This window comes from Nocardioides sp. AN3 (assembly GCF_054653495.1).
Map to the genome: position 1 here is coordinate 15,494 of NZ_BAAIGC010000008.1, position 24,593 is coordinate 40,086.

At 66.9% G+C, this 24,593-nt stretch carries 24 protein-coding genes; 15 read left to right on the forward strand and 9 right to left on the reverse strand.

All coding sequences use genetic code 11. The features are described from left to right. Positions 1-119: 119 nt before the first annotated feature. The 5 genes from ACYQ1K_RS11105 to ACYQ1K_RS11125 all read left to right on the forward strand — a co-directional run bounded on the left by ACYQ1K_RS11105 (position 120) and on the right by ACYQ1K_RS11125 (position 4,905). Positions 120-926 (forward strand): ABC transporter ATP-binding protein, encoded by an 807-nt coding sequence (locus ACYQ1K_RS11105; RefSeq protein ID WP_459983044.1) that lies wholly within the window; start codon positions 120-122, stop codon positions 924-926. A gap of 10 nt (positions 927-936) precedes the next feature. Then, positions 937-2,079, forward strand: a complete 1,143-nt coding sequence (locus tag ACYQ1K_RS11110) for an ABC transporter substrate-binding protein (RefSeq protein ID WP_459983045.1) — start codon at positions 937-939, stop codon at positions 2,077-2,079. Between the two features lie 132 nt (positions 2,080-2,211). Then, positions 2,212-3,054 (forward strand): branched-chain amino acid ABC transporter permease, encoded by an 843-nt coding sequence (locus ACYQ1K_RS11115; protein ID WP_459983046.1) that lies wholly within the window; start codon positions 2,212-2,214, stop codon positions 3,052-3,054. Between the two features lie 82 nt (positions 3,055-3,136). Next, entirely contained in the window at positions 3,137-4,099 is a 963-nt protein-coding gene (locus tag ACYQ1K_RS11120; RefSeq protein WP_459983047.1) for a branched-chain amino acid ABC transporter permease, read from the forward strand. Beyond that, entirely contained in the window at positions 4,096-4,905 is an 810-nt protein-coding gene (locus ACYQ1K_RS11125; protein ID WP_459983048.1) for an ABC transporter ATP-binding protein, read from the forward strand. Before ACYQ1K_RS11120 ends, ACYQ1K_RS11125 begins: the two co-directional genes overlap by 4 nt. A 32-nt stretch (positions 4,906-4,937) precedes the next feature. Here ACYQ1K_RS11125 and ACYQ1K_RS11130 read toward each other — a convergent pair whose 3' ends face one another. Next, a complete protein-coding gene (locus ACYQ1K_RS11130; protein WP_459983049.1) occupies positions 4,938-5,396 on the reverse strand; it encodes a MaoC family dehydratase in 459 nt (152 codons plus the stop codon). Between the two features lie 85 nt (positions 5,397-5,481). On the opposite strand from ACYQ1K_RS11130, the gene ACYQ1K_RS11135 reads away from it, so the two are divergent. The 6 genes from ACYQ1K_RS11135 (at position 5,482) to cofC (ending at position 13,186) form a co-directional block, all read left to right on the forward strand. Then, the gene (locus ACYQ1K_RS11135; protein WP_459983050.1) at positions 5,482-6,534 is read left to right on the forward strand and encodes a bifunctional riboflavin kinase/FAD synthetase; all 1,053 of its coding nucleotides are present in this window, start codon (positions 5,482-5,484) and stop codon (positions 6,532-6,534) included. Between the two features lie 243 nt (positions 6,535-6,777). Further along, entirely contained in the window at positions 6,778-7,989 is a 1,212-nt protein-coding gene (locus ACYQ1K_RS11140) for a CaiB/BaiF CoA transferase family protein (RefSeq protein ID WP_459983051.1), read from the forward strand. Between the two features lie 100 nt (positions 7,990-8,089). Beyond that, a complete protein-coding gene (locus ACYQ1K_RS11145; protein WP_459983052.1) occupies positions 8,090-9,097 on the forward strand; it encodes a TIGR03557 family F420-dependent LLM class oxidoreductase in 1,008 nt (335 codons plus the stop codon). Between the two features lie 168 nt (positions 9,098-9,265). Beyond that, positions 9,266-9,958, forward strand: a complete 693-nt coding sequence (gene npdG / locus ACYQ1K_RS11150; RefSeq protein WP_459983053.1) for an NADPH-dependent F420 reductase — start codon at positions 9,266-9,268, stop codon at positions 9,956-9,958. 4 nt (positions 9,959-9,962) lie between these two features. Continuing rightward, a complete protein-coding gene (locus tag ACYQ1K_RS11155) occupies positions 9,963-12,530 on the forward strand; it encodes a bifunctional FO biosynthesis protein CofGH (RefSeq protein ID WP_459983054.1) in 2,568 nt (855 codons plus the stop codon). Beyond that, entirely contained in the window at positions 12,527-13,186 is a 660-nt protein-coding gene (gene cofC / locus ACYQ1K_RS11160) for a 2-phospho-L-lactate guanylyltransferase (protein ID WP_459983055.1), read from the forward strand. The genes ACYQ1K_RS11155 and cofC overlap by 4 nt, the downstream gene beginning before the upstream one ends. Here the strand turns inward: cofC and ACYQ1K_RS11165 are convergent. The 8 genes from ACYQ1K_RS11165 to ACYQ1K_RS11200 all read right to left on the reverse strand — a co-directional run bounded on the left by ACYQ1K_RS11165 (position 13,172) and on the right by ACYQ1K_RS11200 (position 20,725). Next, entirely contained in the window at positions 13,172-13,756 is a 585-nt protein-coding gene (locus ACYQ1K_RS11165) for a TetR/AcrR family transcriptional regulator (protein WP_459983056.1), read from the reverse strand. The two genes, cofC and ACYQ1K_RS11165, sit on opposite strands and share 15 nt — an antisense overlap. After that, positions 13,753-15,738: an MFS transporter gene (locus ACYQ1K_RS11170; protein WP_459983057.1), complete on the reverse strand. Its 1,986-nt coding sequence runs from the start codon at positions 15,736-15,738 to the stop codon at positions 13,753-13,755. Before ACYQ1K_RS11170 ends, ACYQ1K_RS11165 begins: the two co-directional genes overlap by 4 nt. A gap of 98 nt (positions 15,739-15,836) precedes the next feature. Continuing rightward, on the reverse strand, positions 15,837-16,145 hold the full coding sequence (locus ACYQ1K_RS11175) for a hypothetical protein (protein WP_459983058.1): 309 nt from the start codon (positions 16,143-16,145) through the stop codon (positions 15,837-15,839). A gap of 393 nt (positions 16,146-16,538) precedes the next feature. Continuing rightward, on the reverse strand, positions 16,539-16,949 hold the full coding sequence (locus ACYQ1K_RS11180) for a hypothetical protein (protein ID WP_459983059.1): 411 nt from the start codon (positions 16,947-16,949) through the stop codon (positions 16,539-16,541). Between the two features lie 505 nt (positions 16,950-17,454). Beyond that, positions 17,455-18,243, reverse strand: coding sequence for a 3-(cis-5,6-dihydroxycyclohexa-1,3-dien-1-yl)propanoate dehydrogenase (gene hcaB, locus ACYQ1K_RS11185; protein ID WP_459983060.1), 789 nt, complete (start codon positions 18,241-18,243; stop codon positions 17,455-17,457). Between the two features lie 25 nt (positions 18,244-18,268). Beyond that, on the reverse strand, positions 18,269-19,132 hold the full coding sequence (locus ACYQ1K_RS11190) for an alpha/beta fold hydrolase (RefSeq protein ID WP_459983061.1): 864 nt from the start codon (positions 19,130-19,132) through the stop codon (positions 18,269-18,271). A gap of 31 nt (positions 19,133-19,163) precedes the next feature. Beyond that, positions 19,164-19,472: a bifunctional 3-phenylpropionate/cinnamic acid dioxygenase ferredoxin subunit gene (locus tag ACYQ1K_RS11195; RefSeq protein ID WP_459983062.1), complete on the reverse strand. Its 309-nt coding sequence runs from the start codon at positions 19,470-19,472 to the stop codon at positions 19,164-19,166. A gap of 35 nt (positions 19,473-19,507) precedes the next feature. Further along, positions 19,508-20,725 carry an NAD(P)/FAD-dependent oxidoreductase gene (locus tag ACYQ1K_RS11200; RefSeq protein ID WP_459983063.1) on the reverse strand — a complete coding sequence of 406 codons (1,218 nt, stop codon included), beginning with the start codon at positions 20,723-20,725 and terminating at the stop codon, positions 19,508-19,510. Positions 20,726-20,849: 124 nt separating this feature from the next. Here ACYQ1K_RS11200 and ACYQ1K_RS11205 point away from each other — a divergent pair, with 124 nt between their 5' ends. The 4 genes from ACYQ1K_RS11205 to ACYQ1K_RS11220 all read left to right on the forward strand — a co-directional run bounded on the left by ACYQ1K_RS11205 (position 20,850) and on the right by ACYQ1K_RS11220 (position 24,592). Then, positions 20,850-21,635, forward strand: coding sequence for an IclR family transcriptional regulator (locus ACYQ1K_RS11205; RefSeq protein ID WP_459983064.1), 786 nt, complete (start codon positions 20,850-20,852; stop codon positions 21,633-21,635). Positions 21,636-21,747: 112 nt separating this feature from the next. Then, positions 21,748-22,635 carry a VOC family protein gene (locus ACYQ1K_RS11210; RefSeq protein WP_459983065.1) on the forward strand — a complete coding sequence of 296 codons (888 nt, stop codon included), beginning with the start codon at positions 21,748-21,750 and terminating at the stop codon, positions 22,633-22,635. 29 nt (positions 22,636-22,664) lie between these two features. Next, positions 22,665-24,029, forward strand: a complete 1,365-nt coding sequence (locus ACYQ1K_RS11215) for an aromatic ring-hydroxylating oxygenase subunit alpha (RefSeq protein ID WP_459983066.1) — start codon at positions 22,665-22,667, stop codon at positions 24,027-24,029. Positions 24,030-24,043: 14 nt separating this feature from the next. Next, entirely contained in the window at positions 24,044-24,592 is a 549-nt protein-coding gene (locus ACYQ1K_RS11220; RefSeq protein ID WP_459983067.1) for an aromatic-ring-hydroxylating dioxygenase subunit beta, read from the forward strand. Position 24,593: the final 1 nt, after the last annotated feature.

Genomic DNA, 24,593 nt, shown 5'->3' on the forward strand with positions numbered 1-24,593 from the left:
CTTCTGCGACGGGGCGTGGGCGGTGTCGTCGAAAAAGATCTCCCAACCCCTAGCCGTAGCCGCCGATCCGTGACTATGGTCATATCAAACCAACCGGTAGGTATCTAAGGAGCGAGTCGATGTCGAACCCGCGAAACGAGGTGCACGTGCCTCGCCCCGCAACCGCCGACCTCGCGGCAGACCGCGGCTCGATGGCGGTTGTCGGCGTCGCTGCTGGATACCGCCGAGGACCCGACGTCATTCACGATGTGTCCTTTGAGGTCGGGAGGAGCGAAGTCGTTGCCATCCTCGGACGCAATGGCGCGGGGAAGACCACGCTGCTACGGACTCTGTCGGGGTTGTTGAAGCCGCGGCGAGGCGAGATCACGCTCGACGGGAGGCCCCTGAGCCTGCAAGCCCCGCATGCGATCGCTCGAACGGGGCTCGGGCACGTCCCGGAGGGTCGTCGTGTGTTCCAGGGCATGACGGTCTTGGACAATCTCCGGCTCGGCGGACACACGGTGCGTCCGACTCGACGTGCTGCTGATCGTCTCGGGGAGATCTTCGAGATCCTGCCCGTGCTCGCCGGATGGCGGGCGCGCCTTGCCGGAACGCTCAGCGGTGGAGAACAGCAGTTGCTCGCCATCGGCCGGGCACTCATGGCCGATCCATCGCTGCTCATGCTCGACGAGCCCCTCACGGGTCTGTCGCCCTCCATGCGCGGCCACGTCCTCGAAGCACTCTCGAATGTGCGAGCGACGGGGCGATCGATGGTAATCGTCGAGCAGAACGTCGTCGAGACGTTGCCGCACGCTGACCGCGCTCTCATCCTCGACGCGGGCCGCATGGTGATGCAAGGAAGCGCCAAGGCCATGCGAGACGACCCGTCCGTGCAGGCCGCATTTCTCGGGAAGAAGTCCCATCCCCACCACACGAAGCACAACTGAAGGGAAAGAGATGCGACACCTGCGATACCGACGCCCCCTCTTCATGGCCGTCCTCACCGTCGCCATCGGTCTGTCCGCAACCGCATGTGGCTCGAGTGATGGCTCTGCGACTTCGGAGGCTCCGATCAAGGTCGCCGTCGCCGTGCCCTACTCAGGCGCAGCGGGAGCCTACGGTGAAGTCACCGACCAGGCCTTCGCTCTCGCGCTGAAGAAGTACGGCGCCGATGTCGATGGGCGTCCGATCAAGCTCATCAAGGTCGATACGCAGTGCACGCCGTCGGTCGCGGCGCAGGCGATCAACCGAGCGCTCGGGCAGAAGCCTCTCGCGGTCTACGCGGCCTGTGCTGGCGACACCCTGGCGATGAAGTCAACACTCGCGGCGCGCAGGATCCCTCTCGTCACGGCCACACTGACACCCAGCGTGATGTCGGACCAGCCCACGTACATCTGGGACGCCCAGCCGTCGCTCTCCCGGGTGACGGACGCCTTGGCCGGCTACATGCGCAGCAAGAAGGGCGCCAAGGTGGGTGTCATCACCGACACCACAGCTTACGGCGCGGCCTTCGGGGACTCGATGGTCACGAGCGTCAAGAGTGCCACTATGTCCGTCACAGCGCGGGCTACGTACGACCCGGCGGCCACCGACTACTCCGGCCAGATCCTGCGGATCAAGCGGGCGGACGTCGACTCGCTCTTCGTCGAGGGCTACTCCGAGTCCGTTGCGAAGTTGGTGAGCCAGGCTCGGAGTCTCGGCATCACGGCACCCATCTACGCGTCGCCCGACGTCTATGACAACACGGCGTTCAAGGCCGGCGGTGCCGCTCTCGATGGCGTTGTCTTTGCCTCGCCCTACGTCGCCAACGACAATGCCGAGTCGACGACCTTCCAGAGCTCGTGGGAGGCGGAGCACCACGCGGTCCCGACCTTCACCGAGGATGTCCTCTATGAAGGCGTCGCCGTCTTGGTGAGGGCCCTGCATTCTGCCGGCGCCAGCCCGACCGCCTCAACGATCGGGTCGGCTCTCGATGGGCTGCAGATGGACCTTCCGTCTGGCCACTTCGCCTTCAGTCCCGGGCACTCGCGCGCGGCCGCCCCCGTCTATGTCGGCAAGGTGGAGAACGGGGCCGCGACGCTCATCTCGACGGTCCACTAGGTCCTGTCCTGAGTCATAGGCGACGTTGCGGGCGCAAGGTCTCGAGCCTGCGCCCGCAACCGAGCCCCACTGCGGGCCATGAAGGGAAAGGCGTGATCGATGACAATCGTTGTTCAAACGATCATCAGCGGAGTGATCGCCGGGACTGTCTACGGGCTGCTCGGCCTCGGTCTCTCGCTGTGCTACAAGACGACTCGCGTCGTCAACTTCGCCCATGGATCCATTGCGATGCTCGGTGCCTACACCGCGTACTCACTTGACGAACACGGCGCTTCCATCTTGGCCGCGTCCGTGGCGGGCATCTTGACGGCCGCCTTCGCTTCGGCGGCGATGGAGTTGCTGGTGCTGTGGCCGCTCTACCGGCGTTCGCTGATCAGCGCCATTCTTGCCACCTTCGGCGTCGCCATCGTCGTGGAGAGCATCATCCAGATGACCTGGGGCAGCGTCGCGAAGGCACCGCCGGCCCTGCTGTCCACCCGCTCCCTTGATCTCGGTGTCACGCTCTCGGAGAACGACCTCGGGACATTCGGGCTGGCCGTCGCCATCAGCGCAGCGTTGATCGTTGGGCTGCAGTCGACGCGCATCGGACGCGCCATGCGTGGTGTCGCGCAGGACAGCCACGTCGTCGAGCTTCTCGGTGTGCCGTCACGCAGGCTGTATCTGCTGGCTCTCGCCCTTGTGGGGGCGACTGCCGGTGTCGCGGGACTCCTGATCGGACCTAGCATCGGGCTCGCCCCCGACAGCGGACTCGGGCTTACCGTGTACGGATTCGCCGCCGCGGTTCTCGGCGGCCTTGGAAGCCTGCACGGCGCGGTCGTGGGCGGCATCCTGATCGGGGTCACCCACAATGTCGCGGCCGTATACGTCACGGGCACCTACGCGGATGTCGTCCAATACGCGGCGATCGGTCTCGTGCTCCTCGTTCGCGTGCGCGGGCTCTTCGGCGATGAACTGGAGGCTGTTCGTGGTGTCTGATATCAGCAGCGTGGTGGAAGCCGCACGGTCCGATGGTCGCGCAGTCGCCCGTGATCTGGCAGCCAGGATGCGGTTGCGCCCGATGCCCGGCGATCGTCCGGCGCTCTCGCGATTCATCGCGCTGGCCCTCGTCGGCCAGGTAGCGGTGGGACTCCTCTCGGATTCGGCGGTGCTCACCTTCGACCTTGCCTGGGTCTACGCGGTCGCCGCCATCGGCCTGAATGTGATCTTCGGTCTCGCGGGCCTGGTCTCAATTGCGCAGGCGAGCGTGATGGCGCTGGGCGCCTACTCCTTCACGATCTCCCTCAGTCACGGGCTGAGCACCATGTCGGCCGTGGTGATGTCGGCGGCCATCGGCGCGCTGCTGTCGATGGGCATGGGGCTCCTCGGAAGTCGCTTGAAGACCCACTATTTCATCCTGGCCTCGCTCGTCTTTGCTGAGATCGTGCTCCTTGTCATCAACAACGCAGCCGGGCTCACCGGCGGCGCCAACGGGGCTCCGATGATCGGCGACGGCCTCGCGACGGCGCTCTCGACACCCTCGACCTTCTTCCGGGTGGGGTTCGTCATCGTGCTCCTCGTCGCCTACTGCGCGGACGCACTGAGATGCTCGCGGTTCGGCCTTGCGATGTCGGCGGTCACCATGAGCGAGGTCACGGGAGTGGCGTCCGGTGTGAGCCCTCGTTCCTGCCATCTCGTCGCCACAGCCGTAGGTGGCCTCTTCGGCTCGGTGGCGGGTGCCATGCTGGCCTTGCTGAACGGGTACGTCGGCCCAGGCGACTTCGGACTTGGCACCGCAGCGCTGCTGTTGGTGGTCGTCGTCGTGGGCGGCCGCGGTCGAAACGGCAGTGTCATCATCGCGGCGATCGCCTTGACCTACCTGTCCCACGGACTCGCCAACTTCCAGGGGCTCGGGCAGTTGACGTATGGCGTCGGCCTGATCTTGCTCCTGATCTTCGCGCCGGATGGCATCTTCGGGCTTGCCTCCCGGGTCCGGAGCAGACGCTTCAACAGTCCTGTGCCGGCGGAGGGAGAACACACGTGACTATCCACATGGAACCAGTGCTGCGCTTCGAGGACGTTCATGTCGACTTCGGGGGCGTGAAGGCGGTCGACGGAGTCTCGCTCTCGGTCGCCGCAGGCGCTCTGCACGCGATCATCGGTCCGAACGGGTCCGGAAAGACCACCCTCTTGAACGCGGTGTCTGGTTTTGTGCGCGCGACCGGGTCCATCTCGCTGCTGGGTCACGAGATCGCGCACGAAGCTGCGTATCGCCGCGTGCATCGCGGCCTGGGGCGGACCTTCCAGAATCCACACGGCGACCACACCCTGACCGTCCGGCAGCTGTTGCGGCTTGGCGCGCATCGCCGTAGCCCATCGCCGTGGTGGGTGGCGGCAGTGGCGCCTCGGCGACATGACCACCGACTCGTCGAGTTCGACGCGCGAGCCAGCGTCCAGCTGGAACGCGTCGGGTTGACGTCCGATGTGTTGGACGTGCGACTCGTCGACCTTTCCGCCGGCGTAGCCAAGCTCGTCGATCTCGTGAGGGCCCTTCTGGGCGAGCCGGGCGTCCTTCTTCTCGACGAGCCGACCTCCGGCATGAACGTCGAGGAGATCCACGCATTGCAGTCCCTCCTCAGTGAGATGCGAGCCAGTGACCTCACCGTTGTCCTCGTCGAGCACAACTTGGACTTCGTCGGGGCAGCCTGCGACAAGGTCACCGTTCTGGCGTCAGGTTCGGTCCTGGGGAGCGGCGCACTCGATGAAGTGCTCGCGCTTCCGCAGGTGGTCGAGGCCTACTTCGGCGCCCGTCAAGCGACGTCGCTCCCATCCGTGATCCCTCAGTCCTAGTCTCGCGGACACGATCCTTGCCGCCGGGCGGATCACGGCACGATCAAGGTGATGCTCTCCGCGATGCACACAGGGCGCGAGCCACCTTCACGTTCGATCTTCCAGTTGACGCCCACCTGGGTTCCCGCCTGGACGCGCCGCGTCCACGTGATCGTGGGTGTGCCGCGCAGCTGCGATCCAACCGGCATGGGGGCGGGGAAGCGGACCTTGTCGAGCCCGTAGTTGAGGCGCGCCGAGCCTGTCGCGAAGACGTAGATCTGCTGGGCGAGGGACGGCAGCATCGCCAGGGTGAGATAGCCGTGTGCAATGGTGCCCCTGAATGGCGAGAGGGCCGCTCGCTCAATGTCGACGTGGATCCACTGACGGTCGCCCGTCACATCTGCGAACTGGTCCACCTCCGCCTGGGTCACGTTCATCCAGGCGGTAGTGCCGAGCGCCTGTCCGACTGCTGACTCGACCTCATCGATCGACCTGAAGATGTGGGTGGGCATGGGGGGCACCTTTCCGCCTTGACATACCGACCGGTATGAATGATTCTTGGAGAGTCTACAGCAATCCAGGAGGGAGGCGGTTGCGATGGTTCGTGAGGCACGACGGGTCGGTGTGGCCGACCCGTTGCCGCGTGCCGAGCGGATGCCTGGGTTCCCGTCGCAGCTGGGGTCGTCGACGGGCTGCCCGCGGACCGCATGCGTCGTTGCCGTCGGCAAGTTCGACGGCGTGCACCTCGGTCATCAGGCTGTGATTCGCCGGGCGCGCCGCTTGGCCGACGACCGAGGACAGTCGGTCGTGGCGGTGGTCTTCGCCCCTCACCCGTCGGCCCTGCTGCCGGACCGCCGCGGGTCGGTGCTGACCCCGCTCCGCATGAGGGCTGAGCTCCTCCACGCGGCTGGTGCCGACGCAGTTCTCGTGGTTCCGTTGGATCGCGATGTCGTGACGTGGTCACCGGGCTGGTTCGCCGAGTTCATGGCGGTGGATGGGCTCCGCGCGTCCGCCGTCGTTGTCGGCGGCGACTTCAGCTTCGGTGAGCGTGCCGTGGGTGGCATGACGAGGCTGCATGATCTCGGCGCTCAACACGGCTTCGGTGTCGAGGTCGTGGCCCTCGAAGGCGACCCAGAGGTGTGGTCCTCCACGCTGGTGCGCACACGCCTTGCTCGCGGGGACATCCCCGGTGTGACGGAGGCTTTGGGGCGCTGGTTCGCAGTCCGCGGCGAGATCGTCGAAGGGGACCGGAGGGGTCGCCTGCTCGGCTACCCCACAGCCAACCTCAGCATTCCTCGCGATGTGGCGATACCCCCCGATGGCGTATACGCCGGGACGCTCACTGACTCTCGGACCGGTGAGGTGTGGCCCGCCGCGATCAGCGTTGGGAGCAATCCGACCTTCAGAGGTGAACGTGCGCGGCGCATCGAGAGCCATGCTCTCGATCGGGACGACCTTGATCTTTACGGCGCGGAGGTGGAGGTGCGGTTCGCAAAGCACCTCCGAGGCATGGTCGCGTTCGACTCTGTCAATGCTTTGGTCCGGCAGATGCGGCTGGACGTCGCGGAGGTAGGCGAGGTGGTCACGACGTCCGCCGAGCCGCCGGCGGTGGGGGATCGCTCCGGCGCGTGCGGGCAGATCGGGGCGTGACGTGTCGGGTCCGTGGTACCAATCCCGCCGGACGCGGCGGCCACGATCCAAGGATCGGGCGCAGTTGAGAGCTGCGCGAGACGAGCGTCGGCTCGCAGCGATCGGTGACGTACTCTCGGACCTGGGTGATCGTGCCAGTCACGCGGAGGTGGCACGCCGAACCGGGATCCCCATCGGCTTTCTCGAGTGGGCCTATCCGAAACTCGGCGAGTTGACGGTCGCGCCACATTCTCAGGAGGCGGCATGGCGGAAGTGAACTTGCCCTTGCGCGGTCGTCGCATACTAGACCTCACGCGCGCACTCTCCGGGCCTTTCTGTACGGCGTTGCTCGGGGATCTCGGCGCCGACGTCATCAAGGTCGAAAGTGCAGACGGTGGCGATGTCGTGCGGAGCTGGGGCCCTTTCGACGGCGAGGAGAGTCTCTACTTCGTCGCTGCCAACCGCAACAAGCGGTCCGTGGCTGTCGACCTGTGGACACCCGCCGGGCGAGCCCTGCTTCGCCGATTGGTGCAATCGTCCGACGTCCTGGTGGAGAACTTCCGTCCGGGCGTTCTGGCCGCGCTGGGACTCGACGACGAGTGGCTCGGTGCCGAGGCGCCGAATGTCGTGGTGGCGTCGATCAGCGGCTTCGGTCACGTCGGACCTCTCAGCGATGATGCCTGCTTCGACCAGGTCGCCCAGGGCATGAGCGGCTTCATGAGTCTGACCGGGACCGCGGAGTCCGGTCCAGTGCGTGCCGGAATCCCCATCGCGGACCTCGTTTCGGGGGTATTCGCGGCGCTCGGCATCTGTGCTGCGCTGGCGGGCGGCGAGGGGGGACGCCGCGTCCAGACATCGCTGCTCGAGAGCATGATGGCGTTGCTCGTCTTCCAGGGTCAGCGTCAGGTCAGCTTGGGTGAGACGCCCGGAGTGGCTGGCAATGATCACCCGGTCGTATCGCCGTACGGCGTCTTCCCGACTGCTGACCTTCCCATCAACGTGGCGGCGGCAACGCCCGGGCAGTGGGGCAAGCTCTGCGAGATCATCGAGCGCCCTCACCTCGTCGACGACCCGCGATTCCGAGACCCTGCGGGGCGTGACGCGAATCGCATGGCTCTGCGGCGCGAACTGGAAGGGGTCCTTCGCACGCGGACGGCCGCGGAGTGGCTCGCACGCTTCCGAGACGCTTCCGTTCCTGCCGGTCCTGTCCACGACCTGGCAGGCGCCTTCGACGATCCACAAGTAGTGGCGTTGCGGATGGTCGAGAACGCCCTGCATCCGACGCTTGGCGTGGTGCCGGTCGTGCGGGGACCGGTCTGGTTCGATGGGGAGCCGCTGCACGTGCGTCAGTCGTCGCCGATGCACGGCGAGCATTCGCGCCAGGTGCTGCTCGAGTGCGGGCTCACCGAGGCAGAAGTCGCGGTTCTCATCGAGACCGGTGCCGTTCGCGAATGGGAGGGCCTACAGCAACGCTGACCTTCATTTCCGACCACCAGCGTCTCGCGTCAGCGACGACCGGCATGATGGGCCCGGATCGCGACGTGTCGCGACGCGGGTCGACGAGAGGTGGTGTGGGATGCCCCTGCCGGTGGAGATCGGCTATGCGGCGGCGCTGGAGCGCATGAGCCCGGGCGAGGCGGTCGAGCTCGCGGCGTACGCGGAGGCCCATGGGTTCACGGGCACGCTGGCGACCGACCACTTCCAGCCGTGGTTGCCCCAGCATGGGGAGAGCCCGTTCGTGTGGAGCGTGTTGGCGGCGCTGGGCGAGCGGACGACGACGAGCTTCGGTCCCGGGATGTCGGTGCCGGGCTATCGCTACCACCCGGCCACGATGGCTCAGGCTGCGGCGACGCTGGGGGCGATGTATCCGGGGCGGCACTGGTTCGGCGTGGGCCATGGTGAGGCGCTGAACGAGCATGTCGTGGCGGGATACTGGCCCGAGGCGCCGGAGCGGATCAGCCGGATGTTCGAGGCGATCGAGCTGATCAAGAAGCTGTTCGCCGGCTCGATCGCCGGCCGAGAGGTGAGCTTCTCGGGCACTCACTATCGGATGGAGTCGACCCGGCTGTGGACGATGCCCGAGGTGGCCCCGCCGCTGCTCGTCGCCACCAGCGGTCCGGGGACCGCGCAGCGCGCGGGGAAGGTGGCCGATGGCATCGTCACGATCGGCACCTCGGTCGACCGGGCCGCGGTCGTGCTGGAGCGGTTCGACCGGGGTGCGAAGGCGGCGGGTCGTGACCTCGCCGCGACGTTGAAGGTGGTGCACCTGCACCTGTCCTGGGCGCAGACCGATGAGCTGGCGCTGGCGCACGCGGTCGAGCACTGGCCGATCGCGGCGATGTCGTTCACCAAGGGCGACATCCGCAGCCCGCGGGTCTTCGAGCAGATGGCCCGTCATCTGGACCCGGCCGCGTTCGAGCAGCGGCTCACGATCAGCGCCGACCCGGACGTCCATCGTGCCCGGATCCAGGAGTTCATCGATCTGGGGTTCGACCGGATCTACCTGGACAACGTCGGCCCGAACCAGCGGGAGTGGATCGAGCGGTTCGGCGCCGACGTGCTCCCAGCGCTCTCTAGACGATGACGGCACTCAGGCGGTAGTCTGCCCTTCCGTCGGCGCCTAGATTGACGCCGCGAGAGGCCCCACGATGCGGGTCTCGCCCTGATTGACGTCCGCAGAGTAGTCGGGCGGTTCATGGAGCATGCCGATGCCTCGGCGTGCTCCCGGCCTCTCACTCTGCTGGAGTCACCCGTGTCTGTCTCTCATGTCATCGCCGTCGTCGGCGGGACCGGCCCGCAGGGCCGCGGCCTTGCCTACCGCTTCGCCCTCGCGGGGCACCGCGTCATCATCGGATCGCGCACCGTCGAGCGTGCCTCGGCGACCGCCGAGGAGATCAACGCCAAGCTCGGCGTCGCCCCTGTGCCTGCTGTCGCAGCGGCGACCAACGCCGAGGCGGTGGCCGCTGCCGACCTGGTGCTGCTCGCCATCCCGTGGAACGGCCACACCGACCTGGTCACCGATCTGGCCGACGGATTGGACGGCAAGATCGTGATCAGCTGCGTGAACCCCCTGGGCTTCGACAGCGCCGGTCCATTCGGGCTGATGCTCGAGGAGAGTGCCGCCGAGGAGACCCAGCGCCTGATCCCCACCGCGCGTGTGGTGGGGGCCTTCCATCATGTGGCGGCGATGTCGTTGTGGGCCTCGCCGGAGCTGTTGAGCCATGAGGATGTCCTGGTCTGCGGTGAGGACAAGGACGCCAAGGCGGTGGTGATGGAGCTGGCCGCCGCGGTGACGGGGAAGATCGGCGTCGATGCCGGCAACCTGCGGATGACCCGCAAGCTCGAGCCCCTGACCGCGGTGCTGATCAGCCTCAACAAGATCTACAAGACCCGTTCCGGCATCGCCATCACCGGCGTCCCCGCGGTCGTCGCCGCGAGCGCGTGACCCCATGACCACCGAACCGGCCACCGACCGCATGGACACCTCGACGATCGGAGAGCGGGAGATCGCCCGGGCGGTACGCCGCGCTGAGGAGGCCAAGTCGCTCGACCTGGGCGAGGCCACCGCCCTGCTCGCGGCGCGTGGTGAGCTGCTGGACCGTCTCACGGCGGTGGCGGCTCGTGTGCGGGATGCGGGTCTGGCCGATGCCGGTCGTCCGGGGGTGGTGACCTACAGCCGCAAGGTGTTCATCCCGCTGACGCATCTGTGCCGGGATCGCTGTCACTACTGCACCTTCGTGACGACTCCGCGGCTGTTGGCCGCCGAGGGTCGGGCGCCGTTCCTGAGCCGTGACGAGGTGGTCGCGATCGCGCGGCAGGGCGCGGAGCTGGGCTGCAAGGAGGCGTTGTTCACCCTCGGCGACCGGCCCGAGGACCGGTGGCCGGAGGCGATGGCGTGGCTGGAGGAGGCGGGCTACGCCTCCACGCTGGAGTATCTGCGGGCGATGGCGATCGCGGTGCTGGAGGAGACAGGCCTGCTGCCGCACCTCAACCCAGGCGTGATGTCGTGGACCGAGCTGTCCCGGCTCAAGCCGGTCGCGCCGTCGATGGGCATGATGCTGGAGACCACCAGCCGTCGCCTGTTCGAGACCAAGGGCCAGCCGCACTACAAGTCGCCGGACAAGGACCCCGCGGTCCGGCTGCGGGTCCTCGAGGATGCCGGCCGGTTGAACGTCCCGTTCACCACCGGCGTGCTGGTCGGCATCGGAGAGACGCTCACCGAGCGGGCCGAGAGCCTGTTCGAGCTGCGCAGGATCGCGCGTCAGTACGGCGCCATCCAGGAGGTGATCGTCCAGAACTTCCGGGCCAAGTCCGACACCGGCATGCGGCACGCCGATGACCTCGACCTGGACGAGTACCGGGCTGCGATCGCGACAGCGCGCATCGTGCTGGGGCCTGGGGTGCGGATCCAGGCCCCGCCCAATCTGGTCGACCTGGCGGAGTGCCGGATGTTGATCGAGGCCGGGGTCGACGACTTCGGCGGCATCAGCCCGCTCACCCCTGACCACGTCAACCCCGAACGCCCCTGGCCGCAGATCGACCGGCTGACGGCGCTGTGTGAAAAGGCCGGGTTCGCGCTGCGTGAGCGACTGACCGCGCACCCGCCGTACCTCGACGTCCCCTGGGTCGACCCACGCCTGGACGCCCACATCGCGGCGTTGCGGGGGCCCGACGGGCTCGCCGACCCGGCGGCCCGACCGGTGGGGTTGCCGTGGCAGGAGCCTGATGGCGGGTTCGAGGTCACCTCTGGACGCGCCGACCTGCACGTCGAGATCGACACGACCGGACGCAGCACCGATCGTCGGTCCGACTTCGACGACGTCTACGGCGACTGGTCGATGCTGCGCGACCAGGTCCGATCCGCCCCGACGTCGATCGCGGCGCCGGGCGCAGCTGGGCGTCGCCTCGATGACGATGTTGCCGCGGCCCTGCGGCAGGCCGAACGTGAGCCCCGCGCCCTGACCCACGACCAGACCGTGGCGCTGTTGACCGCTCCCGAAGGGGCTGAGCTCGACGCGGTGACCGCGTTGGCCGACCAGATGCGGCGGGACGTGGTCGGCGACGTGGTCACCTATGTGGTGAACCGCAACATCAACTTCACCAACGTCTGCTACACCGGCTGCCGGTTCTGCGCGTTCGCTCAGCGCAAGACCGACGCGGACGCCTACACCCTGTCCCTCGACGAGATCGCCGCCCGTGTGCACGAGGCCGCGGCGGTGGGGGCGACCGAGATCTGCATGCAGGGCGGAATCGACCCGCAGATGCCGGGCACCGCCTACGTCGACCTTGCGCGAGCGGTGAAGGCCGCCGAGCCGGGTCTGCACCTGCACGCCTACTCACCGATGGAGATCATGAACGGCGTGGCCCGCACCGGACTCTCGGTGCGCGAGTTCCTCACCGCGGTCAAGGAGGCCGGTGTCGACTCGCTTCCCGGCACCGCCGCCGAGATCCTCGACGACGACGTCCGTTGGGTGCTGACCAAGGGCAAGCTGCCGACCAGTGCGTGGATCGAGGTCATCTCGACCGCCCACGAGGTGGGGCTGCCGACCACGGCCACGATGATGTACGGCCACGTCGACCACCCGGGCCACTGGGCCACCCACCTGCAGGTCATCGCCGGCGTGCAGGAGCGCACCGGCGGGTTCACCGAGTTCGTGCCGCTCCCGTTCGTGCACCAGTCCGCACCGATCTACCTGGCAGGTGTCGCCCGGCCCGGCCCGACCGTCCGTGACAACCGGGCCGTCCACGCCGTCGCCCGGATCCGGCTGCACGGACTCATCGACAACATCCAGTGCTCGTGGGTCAAGCTGGGCCCCGAGCAGTGCACGCAGGTGCTCAACGGCGGCGTCAACGACCTCGGCGGCACCTTGATGGAGGAGACCATCTCCCGGATGGCCGGCTCGACGAACGGCTCACGCAAGGAACGTGAGGAGCTCGAGCAGATGGCGGCCCTCGCAGGCCGCCCGGCTCACGAACGGACGACGTTGTACAGCCCGGTTCGGGGAGCTGCGGCATGAGCACGAACCAGAGCCCGAGCTCGGCCGCGACCTGGACTGCGGTGATCCCCGTCAAGGCCTGGGCCCAGGCGAAGTCGCGACTCGAGATGGCCGAGGATGATCGGACCGAGTTCGCACGGGCGGTCTCGTTGGACACCCTCGACGCCGTCGCCGCGAGCCGGCTGGTCGCGCGGATCCTGGTCGTGACCTCCGAGCCGCAACTCGCCGAGGCCACGGTCAGCCTTCCGTCGGCGGTGGTGCTGCATGAGTCCCCGGGCGAGTCGCTCGACCCGCTGAACGACGCGATCCGACTGGCGCGCGACTGGGCGATCACCCACGCGCCGACATCGCCGATCGTGGTCATTCCGGCCGACCTGCCTGCCCTCACCACGGCCAGCCTCGAGGCGGCCCTGGACCAGCTGGCCTGGTTCGACCGTACCCACGTCCCCGACCACCGAGGCACCGGCACCACCCTCTCGGCCGCCGTCGGGCCTGACCTCCTCACCCCCCGCTACGGCCCCGGTTCCGAGCGCGCTCACGCAGCCGCGGGATCGGTGCCCATCCTCGAGGTCGACGGTGGAGTGCGGCTCGACGTGGACGACCTCGAGGACCTCGCGAGTGCGACCTCGCTCGGGCTGGGGCCTCGCGCCCGCGGCGCCCTCTCACCGATCGGGTGAAACCGGCTGGCCCTCGTCGATGAGCAGCTGGACGGCGGGCGCATAGCTCGCGCGCACGGCCTCGAGGTCATCGGTGATGGCGGGGGAGTGGTAGACGCGCAGCATGCTGACCAGACCGCTCAGCGCCGCGACGACGAGCTCCGCCTGCCGCCGGGGGTCCGGACCCTTCAGGACCTCAGCGAGAGGGTCGACGTACCCGGCGAGGAAGCGGACTCTGATGGCCTCCGGCTCTGGCGACGTCAGGTGGAGCAGCAGCGCTCGGCCGAGGTGCTCGATCTCGCCGCGTCGGTGTCGGTCGATGATCTCGGAGACCAGCGCGGCCCCCAGACGAGATCGAGGGACGTCGGGGAGAGCGGGCGGGTCGATCGTCGCGGTCTGCTGGTAGAGGGCCTGCTTGCTGCCGGCCGTCTTCATCACGAGGGCTGGTGAGACCTTCGCCCGGGCGGCGATGTCGCGGATCGTGACCTCGTTGAACCCCCGTTCGGCGAAGAGCTCGCGGGCGGCCTGCTCGATGGCACGCCGTGAGCCCGCGGTCTCGACCGACGATGCCGGGTGTACGTCGCTGCTCACGCGAGCGGTGTCCCGAGGGTCAGGTCGACGCTGCGGGCCGCCTCCCAGATCGTGACCGGGCGTGCGCCGAGGGCTCCACTGGGGTCGACGACGGTGAGGACATAGCGGCCGTTGGCGGGGCGGGGGATCTCATAGCGCCCGTCGTGGTCGGTCCGGATCGAGTCGACCATCTCGCCGGTCTGCCGGGTGAGGACCACCAGGGCATCGCTGGCCGGGCGACCATGGTCGTCCGTGATCACCCCGCTGAGCGTCAGCCGGTGGCGCAGCACGATGGGCGGCAACGGCACGTCGCTGTCGAGGGCCATGATGCGGGAGCGCGGCTGCCAGCCTTCGGCGGCGGTGACGACCAGATAGTCGGCTGCGGCCGGGATCGCTGCGGTGAACCGGCCCTCGGAGTCGGCTTGGCCCCAGTCGACGGGTTCACCATCGGGGGTCAGCACGGTGACCACGGCCGTCCTGACGGGGTGCGCGGAGGGGTCGAGCACCTGGCCGCGGACGACCTTCGCCGGACGGGCGGTGGCGATGGATCCGGTGCGCGCGGGCTCGTCGCCGAACTCGCGGATGCGCAGCATGGGGATCCCGAGCAGGGCGGCCCCGAACGCCGTGGCGGCGGCTATCCAGAAGAGCACGGTCAGGCCGGTCAGGCTCGGATACTGCTCTCCGCCAACGGTGACGATCAGGGTCGTGGTGATGGCCGCGGTCGCGGCACTGGCCGTCGAGGTGCCCAGGGAGCGCAGCAGCACGTTGAGTCCGTTGGCTGAGGCCGTCTCGGTGACCGGCACAGCGCGCATGATCAGGGTCGGCATGGCGCCGTACGCCATCGCCGTCCCGATGCCGACGACGACGGAGCCGATCACGACCTGGGCGAGGCTGTCGCTGAGGAAGACCCGCGCGACGTAGGCGATGCTCATGACCGTCGCCCCGGCCAACATCGTGATCTGCGGGCTGAACCGTCGGGTCAGCCACGCCGAGACCGGCGCCATGAGACCGAAGGCGACGGCGTTGGGCACCATCCACAGGCCGGTCTGCAGGGGGTCGAGACCCAGGCCGTAGCCGGTCGAGGTCGGCATCTGGAGGAACTGGGTCGTGAGCAGCATGTTCGCGAACATCGCGAACCCGGCCAGCACCGAGGCGGAGTTGACCAGCAGCACGGGGCGCCGGCCCGCGACGCGCAGGTCGACCAGCGGGCCGGGCGTGCGCAGCTCGAGCGGTGCCCACACGGCGAGCAGGACGAGTCCCAGCGCGGCCACGGTGATGGTGGTGGGGGACGTCCATCCCCACTTCTCGCCTTTGGACAGGGTGAGCAGGATCGCGGTCAGCGCGACCGAGAGCAGGACCGCTCCGCGCAGGTCGAACGTGCCCTTGGTTCGCACCGGCGACTCCGGCAGCACTTTCATCGCGGCGACCAGCAGGAGGGACCCCACCACGGCGGTGAGCCAGAAGATGGCGTGCCAGTCGAGGTGCTCGGAGATCAACCCCGACAGGGGCGGGCCGACTCCCGCGCCGATCGCAAGGGTGGCGCTCATCAGCGCCACGCCCAGCGGGACCCGCTCGCGCGGCAGCTCGTCGCGCATGATCGCGATCCCCACGGGGATCAGCGACATCCCGACGCCCTGAAGGGCGCGGGCGCCGATGAGGAGAGGGACGGCGTGGCTCATGGCCCCGAGCAATGAGCCGAGGACGGAGACCCCGAGCGCGAGCACCATCATGCGGCGCTTGCCGTACATGTCCGCGAGCCGAGCGACCGAGGGCGTGGAGATCGCACCGGTCAGCAGCGTGGCGGTCACCAGCCACGACGCGCTGTCCGGTGTCGTGTCGAGGAGCTGCGGCAGATGCGGAAGCAGCGGCAGGAGGAGCGTCTGCTGGAGCGCGACCACGATGCCGCACAGCGAGAGCGTCGTGACGACGAGCGTGGAGTTGCCGCGTGGCTGGTCGCCGGCCACCTGGGTCTGCGTCGAGGAGGCAATGGTCGGCGCTGTCACAGGGGCCCTTCGCAGTCGTCAGGTCGGGGTGAACGTCTGTTCACCCTGGAGTAGTTGACCAGAGGAAGGGGGTCGGGGGCCAGCGAATGTCATCCGGCTCACGCGCGGGCGCGGTCGGCGATGCGCACACCCAAGTCGTCGAGCTCGGCCGCCAACGAGGCCGCGACCCAGATCTGGTTGCGTGTGCGCTGGGTCAGCGGCCGAATCACGCCTGCTTCGTGCAGACGGTTGATGGCGGCGTAGATGCTCGACTGCGCTCCACCGACCCGCTCCTCAGCCTCGTTGGCGGAGAAGACGGGTTCGATCAGGAGTTGGTCGAGGATCTTTCGAGCAGCGCTTCCAGTGCGCGGCTTGCCCGCCGCCGTCGTCCATTGCTCCCGCATGGCCGCCAGACGTGAGGCCGTCACCCGGGACTCCTCCGTCGCCACGGCGGACGCGGCGACGAACGAGCGACCGACCAAGTCGGAACAGTCCCGCCGCTATTCCGACTTAGGGGGACCGCCGCGGCCGCCTCGGTATGGTCCGGGGTCATCGGTGCCGCCGCGATGGCGACCAACTCGCTCGGTTGAACGTGAGGAACCCGATGCTCCACCGGATTCCCGCGGCAGTGTCCCATCGTGTGGTCGTCCTCTGCCCGAGCGCCACGCCACTGCTGGTCATCGACGGGGCCCGCGTGGGCGGTGAGCACATCGAGCGGGTTCACCTGATCGCGCGGCTGGGGTTCGGCCTGCGGCATCGCGATCTCGGTTCGGGCGGCCGGCCCGTATCGGCGCTCAGCCGGGGGCGCGCGTCATCTGAACTTAGGTTTGCGAAGGGGCCGCACGGCAGTTTGAAGTCAGACGCTCGACTTCGAGTTCGATGAGCTCGTCCAGCCTGTGGCGGTCGGTTCCCAGTCCCACAATTGTCCAGCGGTGGTCCTTGGCTTCGAACGATTCAACGTCTGCGGCTTGAATCCAAGAGTCGCCGTCGGTGGTGAAAAATGGTTCCTCCGTGGTGGCGTCGCGCCTGACGACTCCCTCGACGATATGCACCCGGCGCTCATAGACGACTCTGGCCTCACCGAACGAGTCCCGCACTGTCCGTTCCAGCACCGTTGCACCACGTTTGCATTGGGCATACCGCCGAGCTTCATCAGCAGTTGAGAAGATCTCGACCTCTGTGTCCGCGATGCGCACCACGTGAACCGTGCGAACGTCGTGATAAAGGTTCATCTGGTGTCTACCTGTCGGTGCTGAGGATGCCAATGTCGCCACGAGGGCTGATCCGCGGCGGTCACGTTGGTCGTCGCCGCTTCGGACGCCGACTGATCCCCCTCTACTTTCGACTGAACCATGTTGGTCGCTTCCATCTGGCACGCCGAGCGGCGACCGTTGAGCCTCCGCGTTACGAAGGGGCGGCTCTCAGGCGGCTCGCAGGGCCGAACTACTTCGCGAGAGACGGCAACGTGCCGTTCTGACGGCGCCGTGAACGGGCGAGTTGCAGAGGGAGGGTGGCCGGACCCAAGCCCCGGCGGTGCGGGAACATAGCAATTGCCGAGATCCAAGTGTCCCTGAACCTCGTGTACGACGTCAGGCAGGGTTGTGAACTTGGGCGAAACCATCATTCCTCCTGCCGTGACCGTTCATGAGCGAGGTTGTGACGCATGATGAAACCTAAGAAGGGCGTGTGGAACGCCCAACGACGGCATTCCGGTGAATGGAACGGGTCCTGACGCCCTCACTCGGGGCGGCGCGGAGTGCCAACCGCGCTGATGTCAAAGACAGTTCCGGTGACTGTGAGCGCGTCGCTTTGTGAGGCAAGCAACGCGTATGCACCGACGTAGTCGGCGGGCACGACCGCTCTCTTCAATGCGGTGTACTTCTCCAGGTAGTCCTGAATGGGAACGTCCCGGATCTGCCGCTCGGCGAGGCCGAGCGACTTGGGCCCGCTCAGGTTCGTCGCCATACCGCCGGGGGCCACTCCGTTGACCCGCACCTCGGGAGCCAGTTCGTAGGCCAGCTGCCTCACCACGCCAAGACCGGCATGCTTTGTCGCGGTGTAGAGGACACCACCGCCCTGTGGGTAGAAGGATGCATTGGAGAGCGTGAGGATCAAGGAACCGCGCGATTCCTTCAACGCGGCAGCTGAGGCTCTCGCTCCGAACAGATAGGCCAGCACGTTCACCGCGAAGAGGTCACGGAACCCTTCCTCGAGCTCAGTGGGTGACAGGTCCAGCAGGTTGCGGCTGAAGTCCCACATTCCGACGTTTCCAATGAACACGTCGAGGCGCCCGAATATGTCCACGGCGGCAGCCACGGCACGCTCGTTGTCGGCGTAGGACGTGACGTCTCCGGGCACCGCGAGCAAGTCGCGGCTGCCGATGGCCTCGAGGGAGGCGACTTTGTCGCGGTCTCGTTCGAGGACCACGATCCGTGCGCCCTCTTCGAGGAAGCGATCCACGATGGCCCGCCCCACGCCAGAGCCGCCGCCGGTGATCAGGACGACGCGATCTTTGAGTCCGTGCACGTTGCGAGTCCTTCTCCGCGTCTTCTCAGTGGTTCGTGACGAATTCGGTGACCAGCCGATTGAACTCGGCGGCATGCTCGAGTTGTGCCCAGTGACCGCAGCGATTGAGCAGAACCATCCGGGAGTTCTGGATCATGGACATTGCCCGGAGGCTTACCTCCCAGTGGACGGTCCGATCGTCGCGGCCGTGAATGATGAGGGCCGGCACGCTAGAGGTCGGCAGCGCCGCCGCCGCGGACATCAAGGCCTCTTGGCCGAGCCCGGCCTTCATGCGCTCCAGCCAGTCGTGGAGGTGTTCGGGGTGGGCCAGGGCAGCGCGGGAGCGCTCCTGGGCGAGTTCGTCGGTAGCGAAGGTCGGGTCGAAGCACATCACCTGAACCAGTCGCTTGAAGTTCGTCGGCGACGGGTCCTGGTACGCCTCGAAGAGGACCTTGAGGCCTTCAGTCAACCCGGCCGGCGTCAGGACGTTGACGCCCCAAACGCCGGACCCCATGGTGATCAGATGGGAGATGCGCTCCGGCCAGCGCGCCGTCATGATGATGCCGACTCCACCTCCCATCGAGTTGCCCACGATTGCGGCCCGCTCGATGTCGAGCGCGTCCATCAGCTGCTTAAGAGCCTCGCCCTGGTCGAAGCCTGACTCCACCGTCTGTCGGCTCGACTCGCCCCAACCCGGCATGGTGACTGCGACGACGCGGAAGCGCTCCGAGAGTGGACCAATGTTGGGTGCGAAGTTGGACCAACCAGTCGCGCCCGCACCGGTTCCGTGGATCAGGATGACTGGATGGCCTTCGCCCGTCTCGTTGACCTGGATCTCGTAGTCGGGGGTGCGAACGATCTTGCTCGTGTTCTCGAATGTGACTGCTGACGTCAGGTCTGTCTGGGTCATGGCGTGCGAACTCCTTGGGTCGGTAGTTGGCTCAGTCGGGGATGTCGACGAAGACGTCGTTGCCCTCGACCTTTACGGCGTAGGTCGCGACGGGGCAGGTGGCCGGAAGGCTGAGCACTTCGCCGGTCTTGATGCAGAACTTGGCGAAGTGCCATGCGCACTCCACGACGTCACCGTCGACGTACCCGTCAGCCAGGGATGAGTCGTCGTGTGTGCAGGTGTCATCGATCGCGAAGTACTCGTCATCGACGTTGAACAGGGCGATCGGGTTCTCCCGCGCGAGCTGGAAACCCTCGCCCTCCTCAATGTCGGACGTGCTGCACGCCCTACTCCAAGTCACTTGGTCCTCACACCTCTCTTCGGTTGCTCGCGGCTTCAGCCGCGCGTCATGGCCTTGGTCAGGCTCCGGACTTCGACGCGGTCATCGATAAGCGCGTCACGGTGCGTTCCAACGGGCAGCCCGACGAGGCGCCGCGCTGCACCGAGGTCACGCTGGCGGTCCAAGCCGCACACCGCGACAACGACCCCGTCGCGAATCCAGAAGCCCAGGTAAGACTTCGAAGTCGAGTCGCGCCGAAGAAGGAGGTCGTCGGTCAGCGTCGGCCGGCCAAACATCTGGAACGTCAGTCCGAACTGGTCCGACCAGACATAAGGCGTCTCCGTGAACGTGGTCGGGTGCCCGGCCATCGTCGCGCCGACTGCGGCGCCATGCTTCAGAGCGACGTCCCAGTGCTCGATCCTCCCCGGTCCGGCGACGAGGTGGGGATGAGGTTGACTGGCGACGTCTCCCGCCGCATAGATCCATGGCACGTTCGTGCGGCCGTAACTGTCGACGACGATGCCTTGCCTGTCGGTGTGCACTCCGGCGGCCTGGGCCAACTCGACTCGTGGCTCGACCCCTACGCCGACGATCACCGTGGACGCCGAGATCCGAGTGCCATCGTCGAGCACGAGTCGGTCGACGGCGCCGTCCCCTTCGAAGCGGTGCACGGTCCTCCCGAGGTGGAACCGGACGCCTCGGTCCTCGTGGAGTTCAAGCATCCGCAGGCCGATGGCGGCGTCGAGTGTTTGGAGCGGTCGTTGGCCCACTTCGATGACGGTGACGTCGAGCCCGCGCTCGCGAGCGAGTGCAGCGATCTCTAGGCCGATGAACCCTGCCCCGACGACTGCGATCGGGCCGCCGCGGGCGATTCGATCCGCCACGAGCTCGGCGTCGGAGGCGTCTCGCAGTACGTGAATGTGGGCGAGGTCGGCGCCGGGTACCTGCAGCCGTCGTGCGGCAACACCGGTGCTGAGCAAGAGTGCGTCGACCTGCTCGGAGTCGTGCCCCGCGAAGTAGAGGGTTCGCGTAGACGCCTCAATCGAGTGAACCTCACAGCCGAGCCGCAGGTCGATGTCGAGGTCCGCGAACTGGCTCGGCGGGACGATCGGCCGGAGTGTGCGGTCCGCCATCTTCGAGAGCGGGGGCCGCTCGTAGGGCGGGCGTGGGTCTCGGTCGACAAGAGTGATGCGTCCGCCATACCCGCGTGAACGCATCGCAACCGCGGCCGAGACGCCGGCGGCGCTGGCACCGATGATCACGCTGTGTTCCATCAAAGTCCTCGCGTTGCTCGAAGTGACGTTGCATATTCTGACGTCTGAGATACCGTATGTCACATCTCGTTCGTTTCCCAGAGTGGAACAACATCGGCAGCGGCGGCAGGACAGGAGCGGTCTGGTGGATCTCCAGCAGGCAAAGAATGTGGGCGCATCCAGCAGTCATGACACCTCGGCCGGCAAGGCTCTGGCTCTCTTAGACGCACTGGGCGGACCGCGCGCCATCATGGGCGTCTCAGAGCTTGCCCAAGCGGTCGGGCTTCCCAAGGCGACCGCTCATCGCCTGCTGGCAGTGCTCATCGAGAGCGGCTACGTTCGCAGGGCCGGTGACAAGTACGCACTGTCGACCCGTGCATTCGAACTCGGGAACCAGGTGGCGGTCGCCCGGGCAAATGGCTTGCGGGACAGGTCGATGCCCGTGCTGGCCGAGCTGTATGCACAGACCCGTGAAGTGGTCCACCTAGCGGTGCCAGCCGGACCAAGCGTCCTGATCGTTGAGAAGTTGTTCGGGCCGGAGTCTGCCCGCGTCGGCACCGCGGTTGGTATGCGCCGTTCCCAGCACTCAACTGCCCTGGGCAAGTCCATACTTGCGCACGCCGAGTCGAGTCCTATCAACTCCATGCACGCGCGCTACTACCGATTCACGGCGTTCACGATTGCGTCCCCTGACCTCTTGGGGCAAGCGCTCGACCGGGTGCGCGAGGAGGGCTTTGCCACCGACTTCGAGGAGACGTTCATCGGGGTGTCATGCATCGCGGTCCCAGTCCTCGACCGTCGCACGCTCAAACCTGTGGCTGCCATCTCCGTGGCCACAGCATCCGTAGGCCGCTCCGTCCTTCGCTATAAGAACGTGATGCTCAAGGCAGCCGAACAGCTCTCGGGCAACGTCAGCACGCTGGTCGCCTGATGACTCAAACGCTCTGGTTCGGCCAGACGGAACAGCTTCATTGTCGGACGGCCCAACCCCTCGCAACATCGGTGCATCAGTTCGACGTGAACCAGATGGGACGGATCCACGCATGACCAGAATCGAAGCACTCGGATACTTGGGACTTCGAGTCAAGAGTCTCGACGACTGGGAGGTCTTCGCGACCGAGATCCTCGGCATGACCGCATCCCGCCAGGAGATCGACGGTGAGGAAGCCTTGGTCCTGCGCATGGATGAGCGTGCACACCGGGTCACCCTGCGTGCCGGCGACGACGAACTCGACTACGTCGGATGGCAGGTCTCCGGCCCAGACGCCCTCGACGACGTGGCGGCAGCACTCGACGAGGCTGGCGTCGCCTACAAGGACGATCCTGAACTCGCGCAAGTCCGCGGTGTACAGCGGCTGCTGACCTGCACCGACCCGGCCGGGTACGCGCTTGAATTCCATTACGGCGCGACCATGTCGCAGGTGCCGTTCGTGTCGCCGACCGGCGCGCGATTCGTCACCTCCGCTCCCAACGGCGCTGACACTGGGCTGGGCCACGTGGTGGTGACCTGCCGCAACGTCGACGAGTCAATCGCCTTCTACCGGCAGGTCCTCGGATTCAAGGTGAGCGACCACATCGTCCCCATCCCAGGCATGCTCCTCACCTTCCTGCACACCAACCCGCGACACCACTCTCTCGCCGTTGCCCCGATCCACGGTGAAGGCCCAGGAGGGATCAACCACTTCATGGTTGAGCTGGAGAACCTGGACGTGGTGGGTCGTGCCCTCGACAAGGTGCAGCAGCGCGGGATCCGGCAGCTCGCGACGCTGGGCCGGCATACGAACGACAAGATGCTCTCCTTCTACGTGCAGACCCCCTCCGGCTTCGGTGTCGAGTACGGCACCGATGGGCTGCTCATCGACGACGAGACCTGGTCGGTCGTGACCTATGACGCCTCGGCGTACTGGGGCCACGCCTTCGACCGCGACTGACTTGCTTTGGCAACGAGTGGAGACCTGATATGACCATCGCCGCGCCCGGAACCCCGGGATATCTCGAGTCGCTCGTCAACGTGGAAACCGGTGAGCTTGACCGCCGGATCTTCAGCGACGACGACATCTTCGAACTGGAGATGAAGCACATTTTCGGCCGAGCCTGGCTGTTCCTGTGCCATGAGACGCAGATCCCGAAGCGAGGCGACTTCTTTGAAGCGCCCATGGGCCGCGACAACGTCCTCGTGGTGCGTCAGCGCGACGGCAGCATCAAGGCCATGCTCAACACCTGCACACACCGCGGCAACGCTGTGTGCCGGGCTGAAGAGGGCAACGTCCGCAACTTCATGTGCACCTACCACGGTTGGACGTTCGGACTGGACGGCGAACTCGTCGGCGTGCCCGGAATGTCGGACTTCTACCACGACGACCTGGACAAGACGAAGTACCCGCTTCGGAAGGTCGCACAGCTGGACAGCTACAAGGGATTCGTCTTCGCGACCATGGACCCCGGCGCGCCGCCCCTCCAGGAGTTCCTCGGCCGAACCGGCAGGATCGCCATCGACCTGCTCGCAGAGCGCGGCGACATCGAGGCTCGCCCGGGCGTCCAGAAGTTCACGCTCAACTGCAACTGGAAGTTCGCCGCCGACAACTCCTTCGATTACTACCACCCGCAGATCACCCACATCTCCGCACAGGCCGTGGGAATGATCCCCAGCGCCGAAGCGACCGACACCGGAGGCGCCAAAACCGACGAAGGCAAGGCGCTCGGCGTCCAGCGGCTCCCTACTGACCTCGACACCCTCGTCGCAATCGGCGAGTACGGCCACGCCATCTCCGGACCGAGCGTCGACTCGATGCTGAGGACCTTGCCCCCGGAGATGCACGAGGTCGTCACTTGGCGCCAGGAGCCTGGCCCGCTTGCCGAACTAGGCCCGGTCGGCTCGCGTTTCGCCGGCCACCCGCACATCTTCCCGACCTCATGGTTCACCATGGACGCCCAGCTCAGCCTGAGGGTGCCGCGCAGCGCCACCGTCACAGAGGTGTGGTGGTTCAGCTTCAGGGACCGCAACGACTCGCCGGAGGAGCAGCGCGCGCAGCTCGGCCGTCAGATTCACGCCTTCGGGCCGGCGGGCTTCCTCGAGCAGGAGGACGGCGAGAACTGGTCCCAGAGCACGCTGCAGACGTTCGGCGGCACCAGCCGAGAGATTCCGCAGCTGCTCAAGATGGGCCTCGGCCGCGGGAAGATCCTCCACGAGGACGGTGTGGCCCGTATCGAGGCCCCCGTCAACGAGCACGCTCAGCTGTGGACCTATCTGTCCTGGCTCCAGTGGGTCAAGGGCACCAGTTGGGACGAGCTGCGTACGGCAACCACCCCCGGCGACTACATCTGAGGACGGAGGCAGCGATGGGAACCATGCATCTGGAGACAGCGATCGCTCCGGAGAAGATCGCGGCGATGTATCTGCAGTACGAGGTCGAGAAGTTCTACACGCACGAGGCCGCGCTGCTGGACCACCAGCGGTTCGAGGAGTGGGTGGAGCTCTTCACCGACGACACTTCGTACTTCATGCCGATCCGTCGAACCGTCCCGCGCCGCAACCTGGCCAAGGAGTTCACGCAGCCCGGCGAGATGGCCTTCTTCGATGACGACAAAGCCACCCTCGTCGGCCGCGTTCAGAAGCTCGGCACCGGGACAGCCTGGGCGGAAGACCCGCCTTCCCGGACCCGGCACACGGTGACCAACGTCCGCATCGTCGAGGACTCGGGCACCGAGCTCACCGTTGAGACCTGCTTCCACCTCTACCGCACCCGTTTGAAGTCGGAGATCGACGAGTGGATCGGCCGGCGAGAGGACGTGCTGCGCCGAACCGACGACGGGTTCAAGGTCGCACGGCGGCACATCTATCTCGACCAGACAATCCTGCTCTCCCAGAACCTCAGCAACTTCTTCTAAG